Annotated in this window: 19 protein-coding genes; 13 read left to right on the forward strand and 6 right to left on the reverse strand. The window is 73.3% G+C overall.

Annotated elements, in window-relative coordinates:
- Window position 1 precedes the first annotated feature (1 nt).
- The 6 genes from AB0L45_RS22370 to AB0L45_RS22395 all read left to right on the forward strand — a co-directional run bounded on the left by AB0L45_RS22370 (window position 2) and on the right by AB0L45_RS22395 (window position 6,311).
- Complete coding sequence (locus AB0L45_RS22370; protein WP_365842487.1) at window positions 2–952, forward strand: LysR family transcriptional regulator; 951 nt, start codon at window positions 2–4, stop codon at window positions 950–952.
- A gap of 443 nt (window positions 953–1,395) precedes the next feature.
- On the forward strand, window positions 1,396–2,904 hold the full coding sequence (locus AB0L45_RS22375; protein WP_365842489.1) for a PqqD family protein: 1,509 nt from the start codon (window positions 1,396–1,398) through the stop codon (window positions 2,902–2,904).
- Window positions 2,901–4,184, forward strand: a complete 1,284-nt coding sequence (locus AB0L45_RS22380) for an ATP-grasp domain-containing protein (protein WP_365842491.1) — start codon at window positions 2,901–2,903, stop codon at window positions 4,182–4,184. Before AB0L45_RS22375 ends, AB0L45_RS22380 begins: the two co-directional genes overlap by 4 nt.
- 6 nt (window positions 4,185–4,190) lie before the next feature.
- On the forward strand, window positions 4,191–4,961 hold the full coding sequence (locus AB0L45_RS22385) for a hypothetical protein (protein WP_365842493.1): 771 nt from the start codon (window positions 4,191–4,193) through the stop codon (window positions 4,959–4,961).
- Window positions 4,948–5,757, forward strand: coding sequence for a hypothetical protein (locus tag AB0L45_RS22390; RefSeq protein WP_365842495.1), 810 nt, complete (start codon window positions 4,948–4,950; stop codon window positions 5,755–5,757). The genes AB0L45_RS22385 and AB0L45_RS22390 overlap by 14 nt, the downstream gene beginning before the upstream one ends.
- Window positions 5,754–6,311 carry a YbaK/EbsC family protein gene (locus AB0L45_RS22395; RefSeq protein ID WP_365842497.1) on the forward strand — a complete coding sequence of 186 codons (558 nt, stop codon included), beginning with the start codon at window positions 5,754–5,756 and terminating at the stop codon, window positions 6,309–6,311. Before AB0L45_RS22390 ends, AB0L45_RS22395 begins: the two co-directional genes overlap by 4 nt.
- Before the next feature lie 124 nt (window positions 6,312–6,435).
- On the opposite strand, the gene AB0L45_RS22400 is transcribed toward AB0L45_RS22395, so the two are convergent.
- Together AB0L45_RS22400 and AB0L45_RS22405 are read right to left on the reverse strand one after the other, a co-directional pair.
- A complete protein-coding gene (locus AB0L45_RS22400) occupies window positions 6,436–7,719 on the reverse strand; it encodes a cytochrome P450 (RefSeq protein WP_365842499.1) in 1,284 nt (427 codons plus the stop codon).
- Window positions 7,720–7,835: 116 nt separating this feature from the next.
- On the reverse strand, window positions 7,836–8,501 hold the full coding sequence (locus AB0L45_RS22405; protein ID WP_365842501.1) for a hypothetical protein: 666 nt from the start codon (window positions 8,499–8,501) through the stop codon (window positions 7,836–7,838).
- On the opposite strand from AB0L45_RS22405, the gene AB0L45_RS22410 reads away from it, so the two are divergent.
- The 5 genes from AB0L45_RS22410 (at window position 8,476) to AB0L45_RS22430 (ending at window position 13,617) form a co-directional block, all read left to right on the forward strand.
- Window positions 8,476–9,234, forward strand: a complete 759-nt coding sequence (locus AB0L45_RS22410; protein WP_365842503.1) for a DUF4239 domain-containing protein — start codon at window positions 8,476–8,478, stop codon at window positions 9,232–9,234. The two genes, AB0L45_RS22405 and AB0L45_RS22410, sit on opposite strands and share 26 nt — an antisense overlap.
- Before the next feature lie 72 nt (window positions 9,235–9,306).
- Window positions 9,307–10,350 (forward strand): aminoglycoside phosphotransferase family protein, encoded by a 1,044-nt coding sequence (locus tag AB0L45_RS22415; RefSeq protein ID WP_365842505.1) that lies wholly within the window; start codon window positions 9,307–9,309, stop codon window positions 10,348–10,350.
- Between the two features lie 141 nt (window positions 10,351–10,491).
- Window positions 10,492–11,397: a phosphatidylinositol-specific phospholipase C gene (locus tag AB0L45_RS22420; RefSeq protein ID WP_365842507.1), complete on the forward strand. Its 906-nt coding sequence runs from the start codon at window positions 10,492–10,494 to the stop codon at window positions 11,395–11,397.
- A gap of 26 nt (window positions 11,398–11,423) precedes the next feature.
- Window positions 11,424–12,521, forward strand: coding sequence for an alpha/beta hydrolase family protein (locus AB0L45_RS22425; RefSeq protein ID WP_365842509.1), 1,098 nt, complete (start codon window positions 11,424–11,426; stop codon window positions 12,519–12,521).
- Window positions 12,522–12,585: 64 nt separating this feature from the next.
- On the forward strand, window positions 12,586–13,617 hold the full coding sequence (locus AB0L45_RS22430) for a trypsin-like peptidase domain-containing protein (RefSeq protein ID WP_365842511.1): 1,032 nt from the start codon (window positions 12,586–12,588) through the stop codon (window positions 13,615–13,617).
- A gap of 22 nt (window positions 13,618–13,639) precedes the next feature.
- Here the strand turns inward: AB0L45_RS22430 and AB0L45_RS22435 are convergent, their stop codons facing one another.
- A complete protein-coding gene (locus AB0L45_RS22435) occupies window positions 13,640–14,623 on the reverse strand; it encodes a phosphatidylinositol-specific phospholipase C domain-containing protein (RefSeq protein WP_365842604.1) in 984 nt (327 codons plus the stop codon).
- A gap of 284 nt (window positions 14,624–14,907) precedes the next feature.
- On the opposite strand from AB0L45_RS22435, the gene AB0L45_RS22440 reads away from it, so the two are divergent.
- Complete coding sequence (locus AB0L45_RS22440) at window positions 14,908–15,552, forward strand: endonuclease (protein ID WP_365842513.1); 645 nt, start codon at window positions 14,908–14,910, stop codon at window positions 15,550–15,552.
- 65 nt (window positions 15,553–15,617) lie between these two features.
- On the opposite strand, the gene AB0L45_RS22445 is transcribed toward AB0L45_RS22440, so the two are convergent.
- The 3 genes from AB0L45_RS22445 to AB0L45_RS22455 all read right to left on the reverse strand — a co-directional run bounded on the left by AB0L45_RS22445 (window position 15,618) and on the right by AB0L45_RS22455 (window position 20,021).
- Window positions 15,618–17,486 (reverse strand): transketolase, encoded by a 1,869-nt coding sequence (locus AB0L45_RS22445; RefSeq protein ID WP_365842515.1) that lies wholly within the window; start codon window positions 17,484–17,486, stop codon window positions 15,618–15,620.
- Window positions 17,486–18,901: an NAD(P)/FAD-dependent oxidoreductase gene (locus tag AB0L45_RS22450; protein WP_365842517.1), complete on the reverse strand. Its 1,416-nt coding sequence runs from the start codon at window positions 18,899–18,901 to the stop codon at window positions 17,486–17,488. Before AB0L45_RS22450 ends, AB0L45_RS22445 begins: the two co-directional genes overlap by 1 nt.
- Before the next feature lie 133 nt (window positions 18,902–19,034).
- A complete protein-coding gene (locus AB0L45_RS22455) occupies window positions 19,035–20,021 on the reverse strand; it encodes an NADPH:quinone reductase (protein WP_365842519.1) in 987 nt (328 codons plus the stop codon).
- 92 nt (window positions 20,022–20,113) lie between these two features.
- Here AB0L45_RS22455 and AB0L45_RS22460 point away from each other — a divergent pair, with 92 nt between their 5' ends.
- Entirely contained in the window at window positions 20,114–21,184 is a 1,071-nt protein-coding gene (locus AB0L45_RS22460; protein WP_365842520.1) for a gluconate 2-dehydrogenase subunit 3 family protein, read from the forward strand.
- Window positions 21,185–21,188 lie beyond the last annotated feature (4 nt).

Here is a 21,188-nt window from a genome sequence, read left to right on the forward strand (position 1 = left end):
CATGTTCGACCTCAACCGCCTGCGCGCACTGCGTGCCGTGGCCACCCACGGCACGGTGACGGGTGCGGCCGCCGCGCTGGGCTACACGCCGTCCGCCGTCTCCCAGCAGATCGCCAAGCTGGAGCGCGAGACCGGTTCCGACCTGCTCGACCGGCAGGGCGGCAAGGTGGAGCTCACGCCCGCGGCCTGGCTGCTCGCGGAGGCGGCCGACGAGGTCGTGGCCGTACTGGAGCGGACCCGCTCGCGCCTGGAGGAACAGCGTGACCAGCCCACGGGCCGGCTGGTGCTCGCCGCGTTCCCCACGGCCTGCCGCGGGTTCGCGGCCGCCGGGCTCGCCGATCTCGCCGGGCGGCACCAGGCCCTGGACTGCCGGCTGGTGGAGGCCGACCCCAACCGCGCCATCAGCCTGGTGGCACGGGGTGAGGCGGACCTCGCGGTGGTGCACGACTGGCACAACACCCCGCTGACGCTGCCCGCTTCGCTGTCCGTCGGCGAACTGGGCGAGGACATCGCCGATGTCGCCCTGCCCGCCGGGCACCCGCTCGCGGACCGGGCCGTGGTGACCCCGTACGACCTGCGGAACGAGCGGTGGATCGGGCAGGCTTCCGGGGCCATGTGCCACGAGTGGCTGATGCGGTCCTATTCCAGCCTCGACACCGAACCGGACATTGCGTACCAGATCGAGGAATACGAGTCTCAAATAGCGCTGCTGGCCGCCGGATTGGGGGTCACGGTGCTGCCGCGGCTCGGGCGCGGGGTGCTGCCGCCCACCGTCCGCGTCGTCCCGATGCGGCCCACGCCCGCCCGCCGGCTCTCGGCCGTCTGGCGTTCCCGGGCCGGCCGCAGGCCCGCCGTCCACGCCGCGCTGGCGGCGCTGCGCGGGCGCTTCCCGGGGGCCGGTTCCGCCAGGCCCTGCGGGGATGTCGCCCGGTCGGCCCAGGACGCCGGCTGAACACCGGGCCGGCCGCGCCGTGAAGTTCAGGATGTGACAACCGGCCAGCGGGTCCACTTTTTGAGACCAGTTGATTGACAACGTGAAGAACCGTGATCAAGAGTAGGCCCCGGACAGCGAAGTCCGTAAGCGCTGCAGTTTCCGGACGGGGGGAAGTTCCGGATGGCTATTCCTTTCTTTTGCCCGGCCGGCCGGCCGCCTTTGCACAACACCGGCAGGCCGACCGGCACACCATCGGGCCTTTCATGCACAAACGCCAGGCCGCGCTGAGCTGAATTCCGTTCTTCAGTACTGAACGCCGGGTGGGCAGCCCGCCCGCTCCCTTTTCCCTGCCTTCCCGCGCCCTACCAGACCCGTCTCCGCGCGCCGCGCGCCGTACTGGCGCCGGCCCGCCATCGTCCGGTTGAAAGAGGTACCCGCCCGCCATGGCTATTGACGCGTCCATGCCCTTACGCTCAGCGGCACCCGACCGCGCCTCGGCCCTCCAGGAGCTGCGAGCCGTCCTGTCCGCGGAGAACTACGAAGGCGCCGTCCGCTGTGCGGGGCGCCTGTACGAATCCCTCCCCGACAAGGAGCAACTCGCCCGCAACGTGGTCCTGGTGGCCTACGGCGGCGGCAAGGACAGCTCGTACACGCTCGCCTTCGTCCGCACGATGCAGCTCATCCTCGCCCAGGAGCACGGCGCGACATTCCGGATGCGGGTCGCCACCAACCGGCACGCGGGCATGCCGCAGGCCGTGATGGACAACATCGACCGCGCCTACCGCGCCCTGCGCCTGCCGAACGACCCCGACTGCGAACTGCTGCTGATCGACGGGCAGCAGGTGCGCACCTTCGACGTCACGCTGCCGCAGACGGACGACGTCGTGGGGCGCAACCGCCTCGACATCCTGATGACCGGCCACCGCACGGCCGCCGACGCCCGCCCCACCTTCTGCAACGCCTGCAACCTGAGCATGGTCAACTCCTTCGGCCTGGCCGCGGGGTACGACGGCGGCGTCGACCTGATCATCACCGGCGACTCCCAGCGGGAGCAGCGGGACTACTACCTGTGGGTCACCCGGCTCGCCCGGCAGTTCGGACTCCAGCCGCCGCGCGACATGCGCGCCGGCTTCCGCGGCTTCCTCGCCTCGCTCGACAACATCTCGCAGGCGTACTTCGCCGACATCCACGGCCCGGACGCGCCGGACGTCGTCGCCGAGCACGCCATCACCACCGACGTCCGCACCGGCCTGCAGTTCTTCTCCATCTACGACGACACGGCGTACGCCTCCGGCGACCACTGGGAACTGCTCACGGACCACCTGGGCTTCCGCTTCGACGACATCGCCTTCAGCTTCACCGAGTCCGACTGCGGCAACCCCGCGCTGATGGCGCACCTGCGCGCCCTCAAGTGCGAGCACCGCTACGGCCAGTCGTACGCCGAAGGACTCGCCGGTTACGTCGAGTTCGCCATCTCCCTCATGCACAAGAAGGAGTTCCCGCCGCAGCTCGTGGAGCTGATGCGGGAGCGCTACGAGGGCCGGGCCGACCGGATGCGGGCGGCCATGGACGCCTATGCCGCGCAGGCGTACGGCTTCACCGAGGAACAGCTCGTCGCCATGGTCCACGCGCCCTTCACGGAGAAGGGCACGAACCTGGAGACCTACCTCGCCGCCGAGCAGCCGGACCTGCTCCCCCACACCGCGCTGATCCACGCGCTGCTGGCCGGCACGGCCCCGGCGGCGGACGGGGAAGCCGCCCGGGTCGTCACACGCCTGGAGACGGCCAGCGGGTTGACGCTGGCGCAGCTCCAGGTGCTCTACGGCAGCTCGCTCCGGCTCCCGAGCCTCACCCCCGCCGGCGGTGAACTCATCGACGCCATCCTCGAAGGCGACCCGCACAAGCAAGTGGTGCACACCCGGCACAGCCCCGAGGGCCCCGTGGTGTCCGAGCTGCTCTCCGGCCGGTGACCGTGTCGGCAGGCAGTTCCCCGGGGGACTTCGTGCAGGTAGGCGCCACCCGCGACGGCCTGGACCCGTACCTCGACTGCGCACGCCGCCGCGGTATGCGGGCGGTGCTGGTGGAGACACCCGCGTATCTGCGCTGGCGCAGGCTGCTCGGGCGGCGGGAGTTCGATGCCGAGGTGGCGGTGGACCGGCCGCAGGACCCGGACGCGGTCCGTGCGGCGCTCGCCGCCGCGGCGGTCGCGCCCGGCCTGGTGCTGACCGGGTTCGAGCGGTATGTGTACGCCGGGTTCGCCCTGGCCCGGACGCTGCGCGTGGCGCCGTGGCCGGGCGCCGGCGGCGCTTTCCGGCCACTGGACAAGCGTGAACAGCGCGAGGCCCTGCTGCGCGACGCTCCGCAGGTGGCCCAGCCCCGCTTCCTGCCGCTGGGCCCCGACGACGGGGACGCGGCGGACCAGCTCGGCTTCCCGCAGGTCGTCAAGCCGGCGGACGGCGGCGGTGGGCTCGGTGTGCTGCTCGTGGACGGTGCCGCCGAGCGCCGCCGCGCCCTGGACCGGGTCCGCGCTCTGGACAATTACGGGGGCGGCGCGTTCTCGGGCATCGTGGCGGAGGAGTTCGTCAAGGGGCCCGAGCTGTCGCTCCAGGGGGTCGCCCACGAGGGCGACGCCGTGCTGCTGAGCGTGTGCGAGAAGCTCACCGGTCTCGAAGAGGTGCCCGGGGAGCCCGGCCTGTCGGGCTTCCGCGAGGTGGGCCATGTGGCCAGGCCCGGCGCCGGCGCACCACCCGCGCTGCGCGAGCTGGCACAGGCCTGCCTGGACGCCACCGGCTACCGGGCGGGGCCCTTCCACGTCGACGTGATCCAGGGCCCGGCCGGCCCGGTCTTCGTGGAGATGGGGTTCCGGCTCTCCGGCGGCGGCCTGGTGGCGCTCGTCGCCAGGGCGACCGGCGCCGACTGGGCGGAACTGGCCTTCCGTACCCATCTGGGCGACGCGGTACCGGACGCCGGCGCGGGCGCGGGCGGCACGGGCATCGCCGGCCAGATCTCGGCCGTGTCCGAGCAGGAACTGGCAGCGGCCGCAGCCCTCCGCGAACCGGGCGTGACGGTCGAGATCCAGCGCGCCGCGCCACCGCCGGACCCCGCAGCGCTTCCCGCGGAGGACCTGCCCGTGCTCGCCTCCGACCTCGCCCGGCACACCGGCGCGGCCGGCCGGGTCGTCGTCAGCGGCCCCGGCGACCGGATCCCCGCCCTGCTGCACTCACTCGTTGCCCACCGATTGCGAGGCTGACCTCTCATGTGCCGACTCATCGTTGCCGCCGGGGACTTCCGTGCCGCGGACATCCTGGCCGCAGCCGAGGCGATGAGCTGTGGCCGTACCGCCGACCACGACGGTCCCACCGATGTGCATCCCAACGGCTGGGGCGCGGTATGGCGCCAGGAGGACGCGCCGTACGGGCTGGGACGCCACCGGGACGTACGCCCGCTCACGGAGAGCTACCGCACGTCGCCGCTGCCCGGCCTCTCCACCGACTTCCTGGCCGTGCACGCGCGCCACGCCACCCTGGCCAGGAACCACGGCCCGCGCTTCACCCACCCCCTGGAACGCGCCAGCGGCTCCTTCCCCTGGCTGTTCATGCACAACGGCTTCCTGCCGACGGTCCACCAGCTCCTCGGCATGCCGGAGTCGGAGTTCGACTCCCAGGAGTACTTCGACTACATCGTGCCCGAGGGTGCCCGCCGGCTGGACGAGGCGCGCACCCTCGAACGGCTCCACCGCATCCCGCGGGGCGGCAGTTCGGGCAACGCCATCGCGGTGAACCCCTACTCCGCCTACGTCATCCACTGGACCTCGCCGGACACCGTCTCACCACGGTACTTCGGCATGTTCCGGCTGCAGACCGACCGCTCCACGGTGATCGCCTCCGAGGTGATCCCGGACCTGGCCCCCGCGGACCACTGGGAGCCGCTGAAGCCGGACAGCGTGACGGAGATCCCGTGGACCACGGGCCCGACCCCCCGCAACCGTTACGACCTCGAAGGAGCCCCGGCCCATGCCCACGACTGACACCTGGACCCGCGTCGTCGTCGACGCCGCCACCGAGCGCCCCGACGCCGGCCTGCTCCACCGGCTGGCCCACGGCGAGACCGCCGTGGTCGTGCTGCGCAACCTGCTGCCCGCCGAGGCGTTCGCCGACAACCGGGTCCGCATCGGCAAGCTCTTCGCCAACGCCTCCACGACGAGCTACGCCAACGGCGCCCTCACCACCATCGGCCCCTACCTGGCGAAGTACCTCCAGGACCTGGACGGTTACTTCCAGGCCGCGGACGAGGCCAAGGACATGCTGGACACCGCCGGCTTCGACCTCGCCGACCGGGTGCGCGGCGGCCTCCGGGACGCCTTCGGCCTGGACGCGGTGTCGGTGGCGCGGGAGCCGGACGGCCGCGACTACGCGGCGTCGGTCGTACGCATCCACGCCGACGGCGTCCGCAACCCGCTGCACAACGACAACATCATGCGCGACGCCCGGGGCACCGGCATCGCCCTGACCGGCCTCGCCTACCAACTGAGCTGCGTGGTCTGCCTGCAGGAGTGCGACGAGGGCGGCGAGCTGCGGATGTACCGCAAGCCCTGGGAGCCCGCCGACGAGACGTACAAGATCGAGAACGGCCTCGGGTACGACGAGGCCGTGGTCCACGGCCACCCCTGCCACGCGTTCAAGCCGCAGGCCGGGGACGTGTACCTGATCAACCCGACGCAGTACCACTCCATCGAGCGGGTCAGCGGCGACGACCGCCTCACCATGGGCTTCTTCATGGGCTTCGACGACGACACGTTCCGTTCCGCGGTGGTGTGGGGATGACGGCACACACGCTCTCCCCCGACGCCCCCGGACAGGCGGACACGGCGCCGCGGACGGACGAGCTGCCCGGCACGGCGGCGGACCGGCTGCTGGCCCTCCTGCGGAACGGGCAGGCGCGCCACCGGCTGATCGAGCACGCCCCCGAGGGCCGTACCGACGTGGTCAGCGAGCTGCGCGGCAACGCCCTGAACCAGGCGGCGAAGTGCATCGTCATGCGCGTCAAGGTCACCAAGAAGTCCTCGCGCTACGTCCTCGCCGTCGTCCCCGGCGACCGGCGGGTGGACCTCGCCCGCCTCAAGGACCTGTACGACGCCCGCCACGTCTCCTTCGCCGACCAGCCCACCGCGGAACGCCTGACCGGCTGCGTCAGCGGCTCCATCGTCCCGTTCACCTTCGACCCCACACTGGAACTGCTGGTCGACCCCGCCCTACTGGAACACCAGGAAATCTTCTTCAACGCAGCCGAACTGCACCTGTCCCTCGCCCTGAACACAGAGGACTACGAGCGCCTGGCCCAGCCACGGGTGACACCCGTGGCCGAGCGGGCGGCGTGACCGCGGCGGTGTCCTCACCCGCCTGAGTCAGGTGAATACCGGCCCGAGTGGGGGCAGGGAGGGTCCTGCCCCCACTCGGGCGCGTTCGGCGTCCGGCACCGTTCTCCGGGCGGCCTCCTCCCCGTCACCCCCGCACCCTCACCGGCAGGCTCCGCAGACCGTTCTGGAAGTTGGAGACCAGGCGGACCGGTGGCCCCGCGAGTTCCAGGCCGGGGAGTTGGTCCAGTATCTGGCGCAGCGTTGCCCGCATCTGGACGCGGGCGAGGTGGCTGCCCAGGCAGAAGTGGGGGCCGAAGCCGAAGCTGACGTGGTCGTTGGGGGTGCGGGTGATGTCGAAGTGGTCGGGGGTGGGGAAGACCGTTTCGTCGCGGTTGGCGGAGGCGTGGTAGACCACGACCTTCTCGCCGCGCCGGATGTGCCGGCCGCCGAGTTCGGTGTCGTGGGTGGCGGTGCGGCGGAAGTCGATGACCGGGGGCCAGTAGCGCAGCATTTCCTCGACCGCGCCGGGGATCAGTCGCGGTTCCCGGCGGAGGAGGGCGAACTGGTCCGGGTGCTGGAGGAGGGTGAGCAGGCCGCCCGGAATGCCGTTGCGCAGCGTCTCGTTGCCCGCCACCGCGAAGAGGAAGAACATGTTCTCGAACTCGGCGCGGGTCAGGCCGCCTTCCCGCAGGTGTGCCATGACGGTGCCGGGGCGCGGGTTCCGGGCCAGCGCGTGGGCGTACGCGAACATGTCGGCGAGTGCGTGGCGTGAACGCGGGTTGGCCGGGCGGCCGTCCGGGCGGAGTGCCGGAGCGGGGCGGGCGCGGAGTGCGGCGCGGCCCATCGGGCTGAGGCGGGCGGGGTCCGCGGTGCCGGCGGTGGCGTACGCGTCGTCCTGGTAGCCGATGACGCGGTCCGACCAGTCGAAGAGCAGCTGCCGGTCCTCTTCCGGTACGCCCATGACGTGGGCCAGCGTCCACACCGGGAGGTCACCGGCCACGGTCACGAAATCCGCCTCGCCGGCCCGTGCCACCTCCGCCACCAGCCGGCCTGCCCGCGCCTCGATGACCCGCTCCAACTCCCGTACGGCGCGTGGTGTGAAGGCGGCGGCCACCACCCGGCGGATGCGGCCGTGGTCCGGCGGGTCCTGGTTGAGCATCATCGCCCGGACGAACGCGAGGTCGTCCTCGGTGTCGGGGTCGCGGATCTGGGTGGCGCCCAGGTACGAGGAGAAGGTCTCGGGGGTGCGCAGGACGTGTTTGACGTCGGCGTGCCGGAGCACCGCCCAGTAGCCGGGTCCGGCGGGCCAGTCGCCGACCGGGGGTTCCTCGATCCAGCACACCGGGTGGGTGGCGCGCAGGCGGCGGAACAGGTCGTACGGGACTCCGGTGGCGTACGTCTGCGGGGTGAACACCTCGGCTGCTCTCACGCAGGCGACCGTACGCAATTCCATCGTTCGGGGGAATCGGGCCCGTTCGGCGGCTGATGGCGGCCTGCGTTGCGCAACATCACGGGCGTGAAGGGATCGCAACGTTTCCGCAGCGCTCAACCTGCGCTTTTGATACCGCTGTTGGCGGCCGTCGCCGTGTGGCTGGCCCCCGCCCTGGCGCACGCCGCGCCGGACCGGCCCGCCGACGCCTGCGCGACCGCCGGGACGGGCGGCCCTGCGCACGTACCGACCGGCTGGCCGATGCCACCGGACTGGCACTTTCCCTGCACGTCCCCGACGCCGACTCCGACACCGACTCCCACCCCCACCAGACCCCCCAGGCCCACGCCTACGCCGCCGTCCCCCACGCCCACCTCCACCCCTCCCCCGGGCCACCGCCCCACGCCCGCCCCCACGCCGACGCGCCCACGGCCCCGGCCGCCCGCTCCCGCCGTGCCCGGGCCGACCGAGGCCGCGCCCCGGCCCGCTCCCAGCACGTCCCCGGAGACGACGCCGCCCCCGCCCCCGCCCCCGTCCAGCCGTCCCGCGTCGCCGCGCCCCACGCCGACGACGAGCCCGTCGGTCGTGCTGCCCCGCACGTACGTACCGACCGCCCGCAAGCAGCACGGCGGCCGTTCGACGGTCACCACCATGCTGTTGCTCACCGCGCCCGCCGTGCTCGCGGCCGCCGCGCTGCGTCCCCGTTCGTCCAGCTCGTCCGGGTCGTCCGGACGCCGTTCCTCGTAGGAGGCCACCTTGTCGGAATGGCTGGTCCTGACCATCGCGATGGCCGCCGTCTGCGCCGTCGTGCTGACCATCACGGTCCTCAAGCAGCGCCGTATCGGCGAGGACGACGACCCGTCGGAGACGCCCGACGTCATCGAGTACATGACGATGATGGTGGGGGTGGTGTACGCGATCGTGCTGGGTCTCGCCATCGCCGGGGTGTGGGAGGCGCGCAGCTCCGCCGAGGACACCGTACGGACCGAGGCACAGGCGCTGCACGAGGTCAGCGAGCGGGTGCGGGCCTACCCGGAGGCCACCCGGGACCGTATCCGCGCGGACGTCGACGCCTACGTCTCGCACGTCGTCCACAAGGAGTGGCCGGTCATGGACGACCAGGGGCAGGTCACCGACCGGGGCACCGCACTGCTGGCCAAGGTGCGGGCCGACGTGACCGACTACCGGCCGCGCGACGATTACGAGGGGCAGTCCTACCAGCCGCTGCTCGACCAGGTCGCGGCGGCGGACGACGCCCGTAACGCGCGGGCGGACAGCATCGAGCCGACCCTGCCGCCGGTGGTCTGGTTCGGGCTGATCACCGGTGCCGCGATCACCATCGGGCTGATCTTCACGCTGCAGATCCGCCGGTCGGGCCGTGAGCTGCTGATGGCCGCTCTCTTCAGCGCGCTGATCGCGTTCCTGCTGTTCCTGGTCTGGGACTTCGACGCGCCGTTCAGCCGGGGCATCACGACCTCCGCCGAACCGTTCACGGACCTCTTCCCACGGGTGTGAGGCGGCCACCCGGCCCGCGTGCGGGAGGTAATTCCGGCGACGGCGGCGATCACCTCGTGCCACCATGCGCGCATGGTGACGGAACTGCCGTTCACGGAGGGCTTGCGGGGCCGGCTCGGTCCGGCCCGCCACGCGGTGCGGCTGGACAGCAGCCCGCGGTCCCGGGTGTGGCGGGTCGACCTGCGCGGCACGCCCGCGGTGGTCAAGCAGGCCGTCGGGAGCGCGGACGCCGACGAGCGGTACGCCCGTGAGGTGGCCGCGCTGCGGCTGGCCTCGCGGGTGACGCCGCCGGTGGTGCCGCGGCTGCTCGGCACCGATCCGGGCGCACGGGTGCTGGTGCTGGAGCACGTCGCCCACCGGCGGCCGTCGCCGGACTGGGTGGTCGGCTACGCGGCGGCGCTGGCCCGTCTGCACGCGGCCACCGCGTCCGTACCGGCGGACGGCGTGTCCCTGCCCGCCTGGTCGGGCCCGGGCCCCGCGGACCTCGGCGCCTTCCTCGCCCTGGCCGGCCGCCTCGCGGTGCCGGTGCCGGACGGGACCGGTGCCGAGCTGGAAGCGTTGCTGCGGCGGCTCGGTGCCGCGCCCGGCGGTGCCCTGCTGCACGGCGATCCGTGCCCCGGCAACGACCTGCACACCCCGGACGGCATCCGGTTCATCGACTTCGAGCAGTCCTCCCTGGGCAACGGCCTGGCCGAACTGGCCTACCTGCGCATGGGTTTCCCGACCTGCTGGTGCGTCACGGACACGCCCGGTCCGCTGCTGCGCGAGGCGGAAGCGGCGTACGGGGCGGCCTGGCAGGCGGCGACCGGCGGCGCGCCGCCCGGCGACCTCGTCGACGCGTGCGCGGGCTGGCTGGTCCGGGGCGACGCGCTGGTGCAGCGCGCGCACCGCGGGACCGCCGACCACCTGGCCCGGCTCCCCGACGAGGACTGGGAGTGGGGCACGGTCACCGCGCGGCAGCGGCTCGCGTACCGGCTCGGTGTCGTGGCCCGGCTCACCGCGGACCGCGACGACCTGCGTGGTCTGAGCCGGCTGGCCGCCGCGATGCGCGAGCGGATGCTCAGCCTCCGGCCGGGCCTCGCGCCGCCGCCGCGGGAACGGCCGGAGGACGCCTGACCGCCGTTGCCCCGGGCGGCCGTCGTGGGTTCGCCGTGCGTTCTCGCCGCTGCCTGTTCAGCGGGGGCTTCCTGTGCTTCGATGCTGCGATCATCCGTTCGCACCGGAGCGGCGGAGCGGTGCAGAGACCGGGGTGGGCGCATGGACCGGCGGAGGTTCCTGAAGGGGACGGCAGCGGTGTCGGCTGCCGGTGTGCTGGCGGGGGTCGGGGGCGGGCAGTCCGCGGCGGCCGCCGGGCGGGCGGCCACGCGGAGCCGGCGCGCCGGCTCCGTACAGGACTGGATGGCGGCCCTCCCGGACAGTACGGCGCTGCGGCGGCTGTCCGTACCGGGCACGCACAATTCCGGGGCGCGGTTCGGCGGGCCCTGGGTCGCCTGCCAGAACACCACCGTCGCGCAGCAGTTGGACAGCGGCATCCGGTTCCTGGACGTACGCTGCCGGGCCGTCGACTCGGTCTTCGCGATCCACCACGGCGCCTTCTACCAGAACCTGATGTTCGGCGACGTGCTGGTGGCGTGCCGGGCGTTCCTGCGGGCGCATCCGTCGGAGACGGTGCTGATGCGCGTCAAGCAGGAGTACTCCGAGGAGAGCGCGGCGGAGTTCCGGCGGATCTTCGACAGCTATCTGGACGGCAAGGGCTGGCGGTCGCTGTTCCGGCTGGACAGCACGCTGCCTTCCCTCGGGCAGGCCCGGGGCAAGGTCGTGCTGCTGGCCGACTCCGGCGGGCTGCCGGGCGTGCGCTACGCCGATCCGGGCCTCTTCGACATCCAGGACGCTTACATGGCCGAGCCGCTGCGCAAGTACCCGCTGATCGAGGGGCAGTTCCGCAAGGCGGTCCAGGAGCCCGGCAAGCTGTTCGTCAACTATGTGAGCACCGCTGCCCTGCTGCCACCGCGTGGCAACGCGGACCGGCTCAACCCGAAGGTGAAGAGCTTCCTGGACGGCGCGGAGGCGCGCGCCTGGACGGGGCTGGGCATCGTCCCGATGGACTTCCCCAACGAAGTGGGCCTGGCCGAGACGCTGATCCGGCACAACACCGGAGGGTGATCATGCAGTTGTCACGACTTCCCCGTATGCCCCGGTTACAGCGCGCGGGCTGGGCGGGCCTGGTGCTCGCCCTGCTGCTGCCACTGCTGACCGTCCCGGCGGCGGGACCACCCGCCCACGCGGCCGGCGTCGCGGCGCGCGGTCCGGCGCGGGTCGTCGCCGAGGTGCCGGTCGGTGACCGGATGCTCGACCTCGGGATCTCCTCCCCCGAGACCGGCGCGCCGGTGAAGTGGGTGCGGCTGCTGCTGCCGAAGGGCTGGTCGAAGAGTGCCTCCCGTACGTGGCCGGTGCTGTGGCTGCTGCACGGCGGTGGCGGCAACCACAAGGACTGGACCGCCAACACCCACGTCGAGCAGCTGGCCGCCGAGCGCGACGTACTGGTGGTCATGCCGGAGACCAGCGGGTGCAGCAGTTACAGCAACTGGTACAACGGCGGCGCGTGGGGCTCCCCGGCCTGGGAGACGTACCTTCTCGACCAGCTGCGGCCGCTGCTGGAGCGGGACTACCGGGCCGGGACGGCGCGGGCCGTCGCCGGTCTGTCGATGGGCGGGCTCGGCGCGCTGAAGTTCACCGCGGCGCGCCCCGGGATGTTCCGCGCCGCCGCCTCGTACAGCGGCGCCGTCCACCCGCTGTACAAGTCTCCCGACGGCGGCCTCTCCGGGCCGGACGGCGTCAAGCTGGGCGCGCTGGCCTGTCTCACCGACTGGAAGCGCGTCTGGGGCGAGCCCGGCTACCCGTTCGACACGGACGACCCGGCCGATCTGCGCCAGCAGTGGCTGTGGAAGCGCAACAGCCCGCTGGAGCAGGCGGCCTCGCTGCGCGGTACCCCGCTGTACCTCTCGTACGGGAACGGCACGACCGACGGCGGTCCGGGCTGGTCGTGGGGCGACGGCGACCGCCCGCCCGCGCCGTCCCCCGCACGCTGCACCGACCCGCCGGTGCACGGCACCCAGGACCCGGTCGAGCGCGCCGTGTACGGCATGAACCAGGAGCTGCGCGCCGAGCTGGCGCAGTTGGGCATCCCGGCGACCGTGTGCGCCTCGAAGGGCGGGCACAGCTGGCCCTACTGGGAGCGCGAACTGGTCGCGTCCTGGCCGATGCTGATGGGCGCGCTCGGCGCGTGAGGGGGCGGAGGCGTACGGGGCCCGCCCGGACGGCGGCCCCGCGCCGTCACCGTATGATCTGCTGGTGAGTACGACCGAGCGTGACCGCGTCCCGTGGTTCCCGGCCCCGGGCGGGCCGCGCGGGCGCCGCCGGGCCGCCGCCCTCGGCCTCTGTGCCGCGCTCATCCTGACCTGCGCCGGTACGGTGCTGGCCGTACGGGCCTTCGCGCACGGCGGGTACCTGGCGTCCGGCGATCCGGCCACGGGCTCGTACGCCGGGGAGGCCGCCGACGCCGACGCGGCGGCCGGTGTGCTGCTGTCCGGTCCGTACACCGAGCGTCCCGCGCCGCCGCGCGCCACCGTCCGTGCGACAGCGGGCCAGGATGCGGCCGCACGCCAGAAGCGGGAGACGACAGCCGGGCCGCCCGTCTCCCGGCCTCTCGAAGCCGCCCCGGCGGCCGTCTCCCCCGCCGTCGGCCCGCTCTTCTCGCCGGGCGGCGACGGTGACGCCGACCACCACTGCACGGCGAGCGTGGTGCACTCCGTGCCGCGCGACCTGGTCGTCACCGCGGCGCACTGCGTCTACGACGGCGGTTTCCGTACGAATCTGGTCTTCGCGCCCGGGTACCGCGACGGGGTGCTGCCGTACGGGGTCTGGGTGCCGTCCCGCATCGTCGTGGACCCGCGCTGGGCCGACGGCCGCGACGAGGAGCACGACGTGGCGTTCCTGCGGGTGCGCCGCTCGCACGGCGCCGGGGCCGGTTCCGGCGAGCAGCGCGTCGAGGACCTCACCGGCGCCGAGCGGATCCGCTTCTCGCCGCCCGCCGGGCTGCCGACGCGGACCGTCGGCTACCCGGACGACCGCGAGTCGCCCGTCAGCTGCCGGAACACCACCACCGCGGTCCCCGGCCAGCTGCGCTTCGACTGCGCGGGCTTCCCCAACGGGACCAGCGGCGGCCCGATGCTCACCGGCGTCGACCCGGACACCGGCCTCGGCACGGTGACCGGTGTCATCGGCGGCCGGGACGAGGGCGGCGACGACGCGACCTCGTACAGCAGCTGGTTCGGGCCGGACGTCGCCGCCCTGTACCGGCGGGCCACCGCGGAACGGGCCTGAGAGCCGGCGCCGCCCGCAGGTCCTACTTGCCGCGCGGCACGACCGTGGTGAGGACCTTCGGCAGCGGGTACCAGTCGGCGGTCACGATGCTGCCGTGGGCTGCGGCGAGCTGCCCGACGCGGGCGAGCGCCTGGGCCTCGGTGGGCTCGGTGCCGTCGATGACCGGGGGCACCTGGTGCGCGTCGGTCATGATCAGGAGGTAGTGGCGGCTGTCGTACCAGGCGGTGTCGATGCCGTTCTTCAGGTACGTGGCGGCGTCGCCGTCGAAGACCACGAACCAGGGGCGCAGCGCCGCGTCGGTGTAGCGGGTGCGCGGGTCGCCCGCCGCCGCGCCGTGCACCGCGGGGAAGGCGGTGGCCTGGTTCAGCTTGCCCTGGGGGGCGAGGTCCTTCAGGTGGGTGGCGTACTCGCGGTCGGTCCACAGCTTGTCGAGCGGGTTGCCCTCCTCGACCGTGCCCGGAATCAGCTCGAAGAGGAACCTGCCGTTCAGCGTGGAACGGGCGGGCCAGCCGTTCGCCCGTACGGCCGTGTCGAGGTCGCGGTGGCCGGCGGCCAGGTCGCCGGGCCCGTACACCGCGTCGCCGAGCCGGGAGCGGACCAGCGCGTCGAAGGCGGCCGGGCCCCGGCCGCCCTTGTCGTTGAAGCCGTCCTTCATCTCGACCTTGACCGTGATGGGCCGGTGGCCGGGGTGGGCGTCGTGCCACGCCTTCATGTCGGCGAGGCAGCCGCCGAGGTCCTGGTCACGCTTCTTGGTGCGCAGCTCACCCGCGGTGGCGGCGTTCACGCAGTTGCTGTTGCTGGCGAACGGGTTGCTGTGCGAGACGCGCCAGGACTTGCCGAGCGCGTTGGTCCACACGTCCAGTTCCAGGAGGCTCGCGCCGGAGTCCAACGCGTCGGCGAAGTACGGGTACTTGGCCTTCTCGTAGGCGTTGTGGACGCCGACGGACGTGGTGGCGCCGTACGACCCGGCGGGCTGTGCCGCGCCGGCCGGGCTCGCCAGTGCCATGACCGCCGCCGCCGCGACCGCGGCCGTCCCCGCCCTGCGTGTTCTGTTCACGTTCCCCCGCTTTCACTCCACCGGCCCCCCGGCAGCCCCCTGTGGCTGCGGAATCACCAGCCCCTCCGGTCGAAGGAGCAGCGTACGGGAGGTGACGGGTGGTCCGGCCACCGGGTGGGTACGCGGGCCGGGAAACGCCGTGCCGGCCGAGCAACCCAGGACGTGAGGAAGATGTACGGCATCGTGGACACCGTGGACACACCTCTGCACGACACCGCGCCCGGGAGGCGGGCATGAGCAGCGACCGCGCCCGGATCCGGGCACTGCTGGACACCTACGGCCGGACCTACGCGGACGCGGCCGGTATCCGCCTGAAGGACACACCGCAGCCGCTGTACCAGCTGCTGGTGCTCTCGTGCCTGCTCAGCGCCCGTATCCAGGCGGACATCGCGGTGGCGGCGAGCCGCGCGCTGTCCGGGGCGGGCCTGCGGACCGCGCGGCGCATGAAGGACGCGACCTGGCAGCAGCGCGTGGACGCCCTCGGCGAGGGCGGATACCGCCGCTACGACGAACGCACCGCGACCCAACTGGGTGACGGGGCGGAGCTGTTGCTCGACACGTACGGCGGCGACCTGCGCCGGATGCGCGAGGCGGCGGACGGCGACACGGACCGGCTGCGCACGCTGCTGCGCGAGGTCCCCGGCCTCGGGCCGGCCGGTGTCGACATCTTCCTGCGGGAGGTCCAGGCCGTGTGGACCGAGCTCGCGCCGTACCTGGACGCCAAGGCGGTGCAGGGCGCGGAGCGCGTCGGGCTGCCGTCCGCACCCGACGCGCTGGTCAAGGCGGCCGGGAAGACGGAACCCGCCGTCCTGGCGGCGGCGTTGGTGCGTGCGGCGCTGGACAAGAAGGGCGCGGCGGAGATCCGCGGGGCCGGGTGAGCGGCCGGTGGCCCCGGACCTTCAGCGGGCCGGGGCCACCGACGCGTACCTGAGGACCCGCGCCGCTACGGCGTACCGGTGAGCAGCCCCCTGGCCGTCGCCGCGATCGCCTCGGCGTCGATGCCGGCGGTCCGCAGCTGCTCCTCCGGGGACGCCGACCCGGGCATGGTGCGCACCGCGAGCCGGGCCAGGCGCGGCACCGGGCGGCCGTCGGTGAAGGCGTCCAGCACCGCGTCGCCGAGGCCGCCCTCGGGGTGGTGGTCCTCCACCGTGATGATCCGCCCGGTGACCTCGGCGGCCTCGCGCAGCGTGGGCAGGTCCACCGGCTTGAGGGAGTACAGGTCGATGACGCGGGCGGGCACGCCCTCCTCGGCCAGCGTGTCGGCGGCGGCCAGCGCCTCGTGGACGGTCACCCCGGCGGCCACGATGGTGACCCGGTCCTCGGGGGTGGCCCGCAGCGTCTTGCTGCCGCCGACCGGGAAGTCCTCCCCCGGGCCGTAAATGACGGGGCTCTCGCCCCGGGACGTCCGCAGGTAGCGGATGCCGCTGAGGCCGGCCATGGCGGCGGTCAGCCGGGCGGCCTGGTTGGCGTCGCACGGGTACAGCACGGTGCTGCCGTGCACCGCGCGGAAGGCGGCCAGGTCCTCCAGGCCCATCTGCGAGGGGCCGTCCTCGCCGATGGCGACGCCAGCGTGCGACCCGACGAGGTTGAGGTCGGCCCGGCTGACGGCGGCCATCCGCACGAAGTCGTAGGCGCGGCTGAGGAAGGCGGCGAAGGTGGTGGCGTACGGCACCCAGCCGCGTACCTGCATGCCGACCGCCGCGGCCACCAGCTGCTGCTCGGCGATGTAGCACTGGAAGTACCGGTCGGGGTGGGCGTCGCCGAACATCTGGGCCCGGGTGGAGTCGCCGACCTCGCCGTCCAGCGCGACCACGTCCTCGCGGGCCGCGCCGAGCGCGGCGAGCGCCTCGCCGAAGGCGTTGCGGGTGGCGACGGAGTCACCGACCTTGTAGTCCGGCAGTTCGGGCTCGCCGCCGCCGGCCCGCGGGCGCGGTGCGGCCTCCCGCGGCGGCTGCACCGTCACGCGCAGGTCGCGTACGCCGCCCAGCTCCTCGATCGCCTCCGCCGCGTCCTTCAGCGGCTTGCCGTGCTTGCCCTCCTGGTCGGCCACGGCCCGTACGCCCTGGCCCTTGCGGGTCTTGGCGATGATCGCGGTGGGCCGGTCGGTGGTGGCGGCCGCCTCGGCGTACGCGCGGTCCACGGCCGCCACGTCGTGGCCGTCCACCTCGATCGTGTGCCAGTCGAAGGACCGGATGCGGCGCGCGTAGGCGTCCAGGTCCCAGCCGTGCCGGGTCTCCCCGCGCTGGCCGAGCCGGTTGACGTCGATGATCGCGGTGAGGTGGGCCAGCTTCTCGTACCCGGCGTGTTCGAACGCCTCCCACATCGAGCCCTCGGCCATCTCGCTGTCGCCGCACACCACCCACACGCGGTACGGGACACGGTCCAGGTCGCGGCCCGCCAGCGCGAGGCCGACGCCGACGGGCAGGCCCTGGCCCAGCGAGCCGGTGGCCACGTCCACCCACGGGATGCGCGGGGTGGGGTGCCCCTCCAGCAGGCTGCCGTTCTTGCGGAAGGTCAGCAGCTGCTCGTCGGTGAGCGCCCCGGCGGCCTTGCCCATGGCGTACACCAGGGGCGAGGCGTGGCCCTTGGAGAAGATCAAGTGGTCGTTGCCGGGGTTCTCGGGGTCGGCGAAGTCGTAGCGCAGGTGCGCGTCGAGCAGGACGGCGGCCAGGTCGGCCGCCGACATCGAGGAGGTCGGGTGGCCGGAGCCGGCGGCGTCGGCGGCCCGTACGGAGTCGACGCGCAGCTGCTGTGCCAGCTCGCGCAGCCGGTCGTACCGGGCGTCGGCACCCGGGTCGTTCTGCGTGGTCATCAGGTTCCTTCCGCTTTTCGGGGTTTTTCGGGCGTGTCGTCCGCCGTCGTCCGCTCCCCCGCTGCCGCCGGCTCCCCCTTCCCGCCGTCCGCCGGGATCCGGGCCAGCTCGGGCGCCGCGGTGTCCAGCGGCACCGACCAGGAGCGCACCAGGCCCAGCTGGACGCCCTGGCGCGGCAGTGCCGCGTCCAGCAGCCAGTCGGCGGCGACCCGGACGCGGTTGCCGGGCATCGCCATCAGGTGGTAGCCGCGGGTCACGGCGTTGGCGACCGGGCCGGACAGCGGGACGTGCAGCGGGTTGGCGGCGGCCTGCACCCCGCCGAGGTCGACCATGAAGCCCAGGTCGTGGTGCTTGTAGGCGCGCGGCTCGCCCCGCCCGTACGAGGCCGCGACGTTGTGGGCCGCGACCTTGCCCTGGCGCTGCGCGTGCTGGGCGGTCATCGGCGTGGTCTCGCCCGGCCGGGTCAGGTCGGGCACGGCGGCGGCGTCGCCGCAGGCGAGCACCTCCGGGTGGCCGGGTACGGCGAGGAACTCGTCCACGCACAGCCGGCCGCGTTCGGTGGGCAGCCCCAGCGACTCGACCAGCGGGTCCGGCCGGACACCGACGCACCAGATCAGCGACCGGGTGTCGACGGACGTACCGTCGTCCAGCAGCACCCCTTCCGCGGTGGCCTCCTTGACGGAGGTCTTGGTGCGGATCTCGACGCCGCGTTTGCTGAGCACCCGGTGCGCGGTGCGCGACAGCCGGTGGTCCAGTTCGGGCAGCACCCGGTCGGCGAGGTCCAGCAGGATCCAGCGGGGCTGCGGCTCGCCGCGCAGCCCGGCGTTGCGGCGCGCCAGCGACCGGGTGAACGTCACGCCGTGCGCGGCCACTTCGGTGCCCGTGTAGCCGGCGCCGACCACCACGAAGGTCGTCCGGGCGGCCCGCTCGGCCGGGTCCTCGGCGGCGCCCGCCAGCTCGATCTGGCGGGTCATGTGGTCGCGCAGGTACAGCGCCTCGGGCATGCCGCGGAAGCCGTGCGCGTGCTCGGCGACGCCGGGGACGGGCAGCAGTTTGTTGACGCTGCCGACGGTCAGGACGAGACGGTCGTAGCCGAGCGAGCCGGTGCGGCCCTCGGGGTCGGTGTACTCCACCCGGCGGCCGTCCAGGTCGACGCCGCCGACCTGGCCGAGGACCAGCCGGACGTCCGGCAGGGTGCCGGTGAGCGACACCGAGACCCGGCGCGGCTCCAGGATCCCGGCGGAGACCTCGGGCAGCAACGGCAGGTAGAGGAAGTAGTCGTTGGGGTTGATCAGCACGATCTCCGCGGCGCCGCGGGCCTTCTTGGCGAGCGTGCGGGCGCACTCGTACCCGGCGAACCCCGCCCCCACGATCACCACGCGCGGCCGCCTCCCGTTACGGGCCTCCGCCACCATCTGCGTCTCCTCTCACCTCGGGGTCCTGCCCTGATCGGCCCGGGTGCCCGCATTCCGCGCGGGTATGTACGCCGTCCGGCCCAGTGGCACCGCACCGGTGGGCGTTCGGCCACGGGCAACCGGCCCGGTGCGCTCAGTCCGGCAGGGCGAGCAGTACCCGGCCCGGCGTCCGCGGGTGTTCGACGGCTTCGTGCGCGGCGGCGACCGCTTCCAGGGGGTGCACGGCCGCCACGGGGTAGCGCAGCGCGGACGCGGCGGCCGCCGCGGTGATGTCGGGCAGGGCCAGCCGTACCGCTTCCCGGGGGAAGTCGTCGTAACCGAGCAGCCGTACGGTCGCGTTCTTGAAGGCCAGCGGCCAGAAGGGCAGCGCGGGGGCGGGCTCGCCGGTGGCGTAGGCGACGAGGGTGCCGCCCGGGGCGAGCAGCCGCGCGTCGAGCGCGGCGTTGGCGTCGAAGGCGACCTCGACGATCCGGTCGGCACCGCGGCCTCCGGTCAGTGCGAGCACCGCGTCCGCCACGTCGCCCCCCGCGTGCACGGCCCGGTCCACGCCCAGCTCCCGTAGCGCGTCGAGCTGGTCCGGGCTGCTGACCGTGCCGATGACCTGCGCGCCGGCGCGGCGCGCCAGGACGGCGGCGGCGCGGCCGACGCTGCCCAGCGCGCCCGCCACCACGACCGTCCGCCCGGTGACGGGGCCGTCCGCGAAGACCGCGCGGTGCGCGGTGATGCCGGGGATGCCCAGGCAGGCGCCCTGTTCGGCGGAGACGCCGGCGGGCAGCGCGCCGACGCAGCCCTCGGGGACGACCGTGTACTGGGCGGCGGTCCCGTACGGCCGGTAGCTCTGCGCGTACGAGCACCAGGCGCGGCGGCCCACCCAGGCGGCGGACACCCCGTCACCGACCGCGTCCACCACCCCCGCGCCGTCGCTGTGCGGCACGATCCGCGGGAAGTCGGGCGTGGCGGCGCCCAGCCAGACCTGCCGCTTCTTCACGTCCCCGGGATTGATCCCGGAGAACGCCAGCCGGATGCGCAGTTCCCCGGGGCCGGGCTCGGGAGTGGGCAGCTCCCCCACCTGGAACACCTTTCGGGCCGGGCCCCTGTTCTCGTACCAAGCGGCGCGCATACCGGCACGATACGGCGTCTGCCGACGGCGTGGACAACCCCCGCCGCGCGCAATACTTTCAATGGCACCTCAAGACCTCCCGGGGGTGCGCGGTGAAGATCGAGGTCATCGAGAAAGACGATCAGTACATTCTCAATCACTGCACCAAATACCTCGCCAGGGAAAGCCGGGACGCGCGCCATGATTTCGGGCAGTACGCGCCGGGTGACGAGCGGGCGGCGATCTGCGAGGCGTGGCGCTTCCCGGTGGTCGACGCGCACTGGGACGGGTCGTCGGCGGCCGCGTCGTATCCGTACAACGACGTGACGTTCGTCTACGACGGCCGCCGCACCGCGCCTGCCTCGGTGGCCGTACTGGGCACCTTCGGGCCGCTGCACTCGCCGGTGCCGCTGCGGCCGCTGGTGTTCGCGGGCGAGCCGACGGGCTTCTTCGCCACCACCGTGCGGGTGCCGAAGGGGCAGGTGCACACGTACAAGTTCGCGGTGGACGGGGCGTACGTGCTCGACCCGGTCAACCCGCAGCGCACCGTCCTGGACAACGGTGAGCCGTGGTCCCGCTTCTTCACCGACGCCTGCACCGTGCCGCTGTCGCTGAGCCGCACCGAGCGCGACCTGCTGGGCCGGCTGGTGCGCCACCTGCTGCCCTTCCGGCTCGACGAGAACCGGCGTCTCATCCGCGGGGTGTACGAGTCGCTGGACCGCGCGAGCCGGGACGAGGAATTCCCGCTGGCCTATCAGCTGGACGACGAGGTGGGCACGGTCAACTACATCGACAAGCTGATCGCCCGCCAGGAACAGCACCACGCCGATGATTACCACACCTGCCTCAAAATCATCGGGGAAATCCTGCGGTCCCGGTTCGGCGGACTCGATCCGGTGGACGCGCCCCCGGAGCTGTACGCGGATCTCTACCGGCAGATGGAAACCGAAAAGGTGGACGGCTGGGACTACTCCCGCTACGGAAGTCCGCGGTACTTCCTGCTGCTCCTGCGCCGGCATGCGATGACCGGTGCGTTCGTCCACCCGAAACACGGCGGGAATTCCGGCGCGGCGGGCTGGATGTATCTGGAGAGCCGGTTCCGGGACGCGCGGGACGCGACGCTCTTCGACTGGCGGCGGGCGCTGGAGTCGCCGCTGGGCCACAACACGGACTACCGCGGCTGAGGGG

Origin of the sequence: Streptomyces sp. NPDC052496 (genome assembly GCF_040679095.1) — a bacterium.
In the GTDB taxonomy this organism is placed as follows: Bacteria; Actinomycetota; Actinomycetes; order Streptomycetales; family Streptomycetaceae; genus Streptomyces.

Coding starts and splice junctions, on each gene's coding strand:
- AB0L45_RS22370 (WP_365842487.1), top strand. CDS start 2: ATGTTCGACCTCAACCGCCTGCGCGCACTGCGTGCCGTGGCCACCCAC.
- AB0L45_RS22375 (WP_365842489.1), top strand. CDS start 1,396: ATGCCCTTACGCTCAGCGGCACCCGACCGCGCCTCGGCCCTCCAGGAG.
- AB0L45_RS22385 (WP_365842493.1), top strand. CDS start 4,191: ATGTGCCGACTCATCGTTGCCGCCGGGGACTTCCGTGCCGCGGACATC.
- AB0L45_RS22390 (WP_365842495.1), top strand. CDS start 4,948: ATGCCCACGACTGACACCTGGACCCGCGTCGTCGTCGACGCCGCCACC.
- AB0L45_RS22395 (WP_365842497.1), top strand. CDS start 5,754: ATGACGGCACACACGCTCTCCCCCGACGCCCCCGGACAGGCGGACACG.
- AB0L45_RS22405 (WP_365842501.1), bottom strand. CDS start 8,501: ATGGTCAGGACCAGCCATTCCGACAAGGTGGCCTCCTACGAGGAACGG.
- AB0L45_RS22415 (WP_365842505.1), top strand. CDS start 9,307: ATGGTGACGGAACTGCCGTTCACGGAGGGCTTGCGGGGCCGGCTCGGT.
- AB0L45_RS22420 (WP_365842507.1), top strand. CDS start 10,492: ATGGACCGGCGGAGGTTCCTGAAGGGGACGGCAGCGGTGTCGGCTGCC.
- AB0L45_RS22425 (WP_365842509.1), top strand. CDS start 11,424: ATGCCCCGGTTACAGCGCGCGGGCTGGGCGGGCCTGGTGCTCGCCCTG.
- AB0L45_RS22435 (WP_365842604.1), bottom strand. CDS start 14,623: ATGGCACTGGCGAGCCCGGCCGGCGCGGCACAGCCCGCCGGGTCGTAC.
- AB0L45_RS22440 (WP_365842513.1), top strand. CDS start 14,908: ATGAGCAGCGACCGCGCCCGGATCCGGGCACTGCTGGACACCTACGGC.
- AB0L45_RS22445 (WP_365842515.1), bottom strand. CDS start 17,486: ATGACCACGCAGAACGACCCGGGTGCCGACGCCCGGTACGACCGGCTG.
- AB0L45_RS22450 (WP_365842517.1), bottom strand. CDS start 18,901: ATGGTGGCGGAGGCCCGTAACGGGAGGCGGCCGCGCGTGGTGATCGTG.
- AB0L45_RS22455 (WP_365842519.1), bottom strand. CDS start 20,021: ATGCGCGCCGCTTGGTACGAGAACAGGGGCCCGGCCCGAAAGGTGTTC.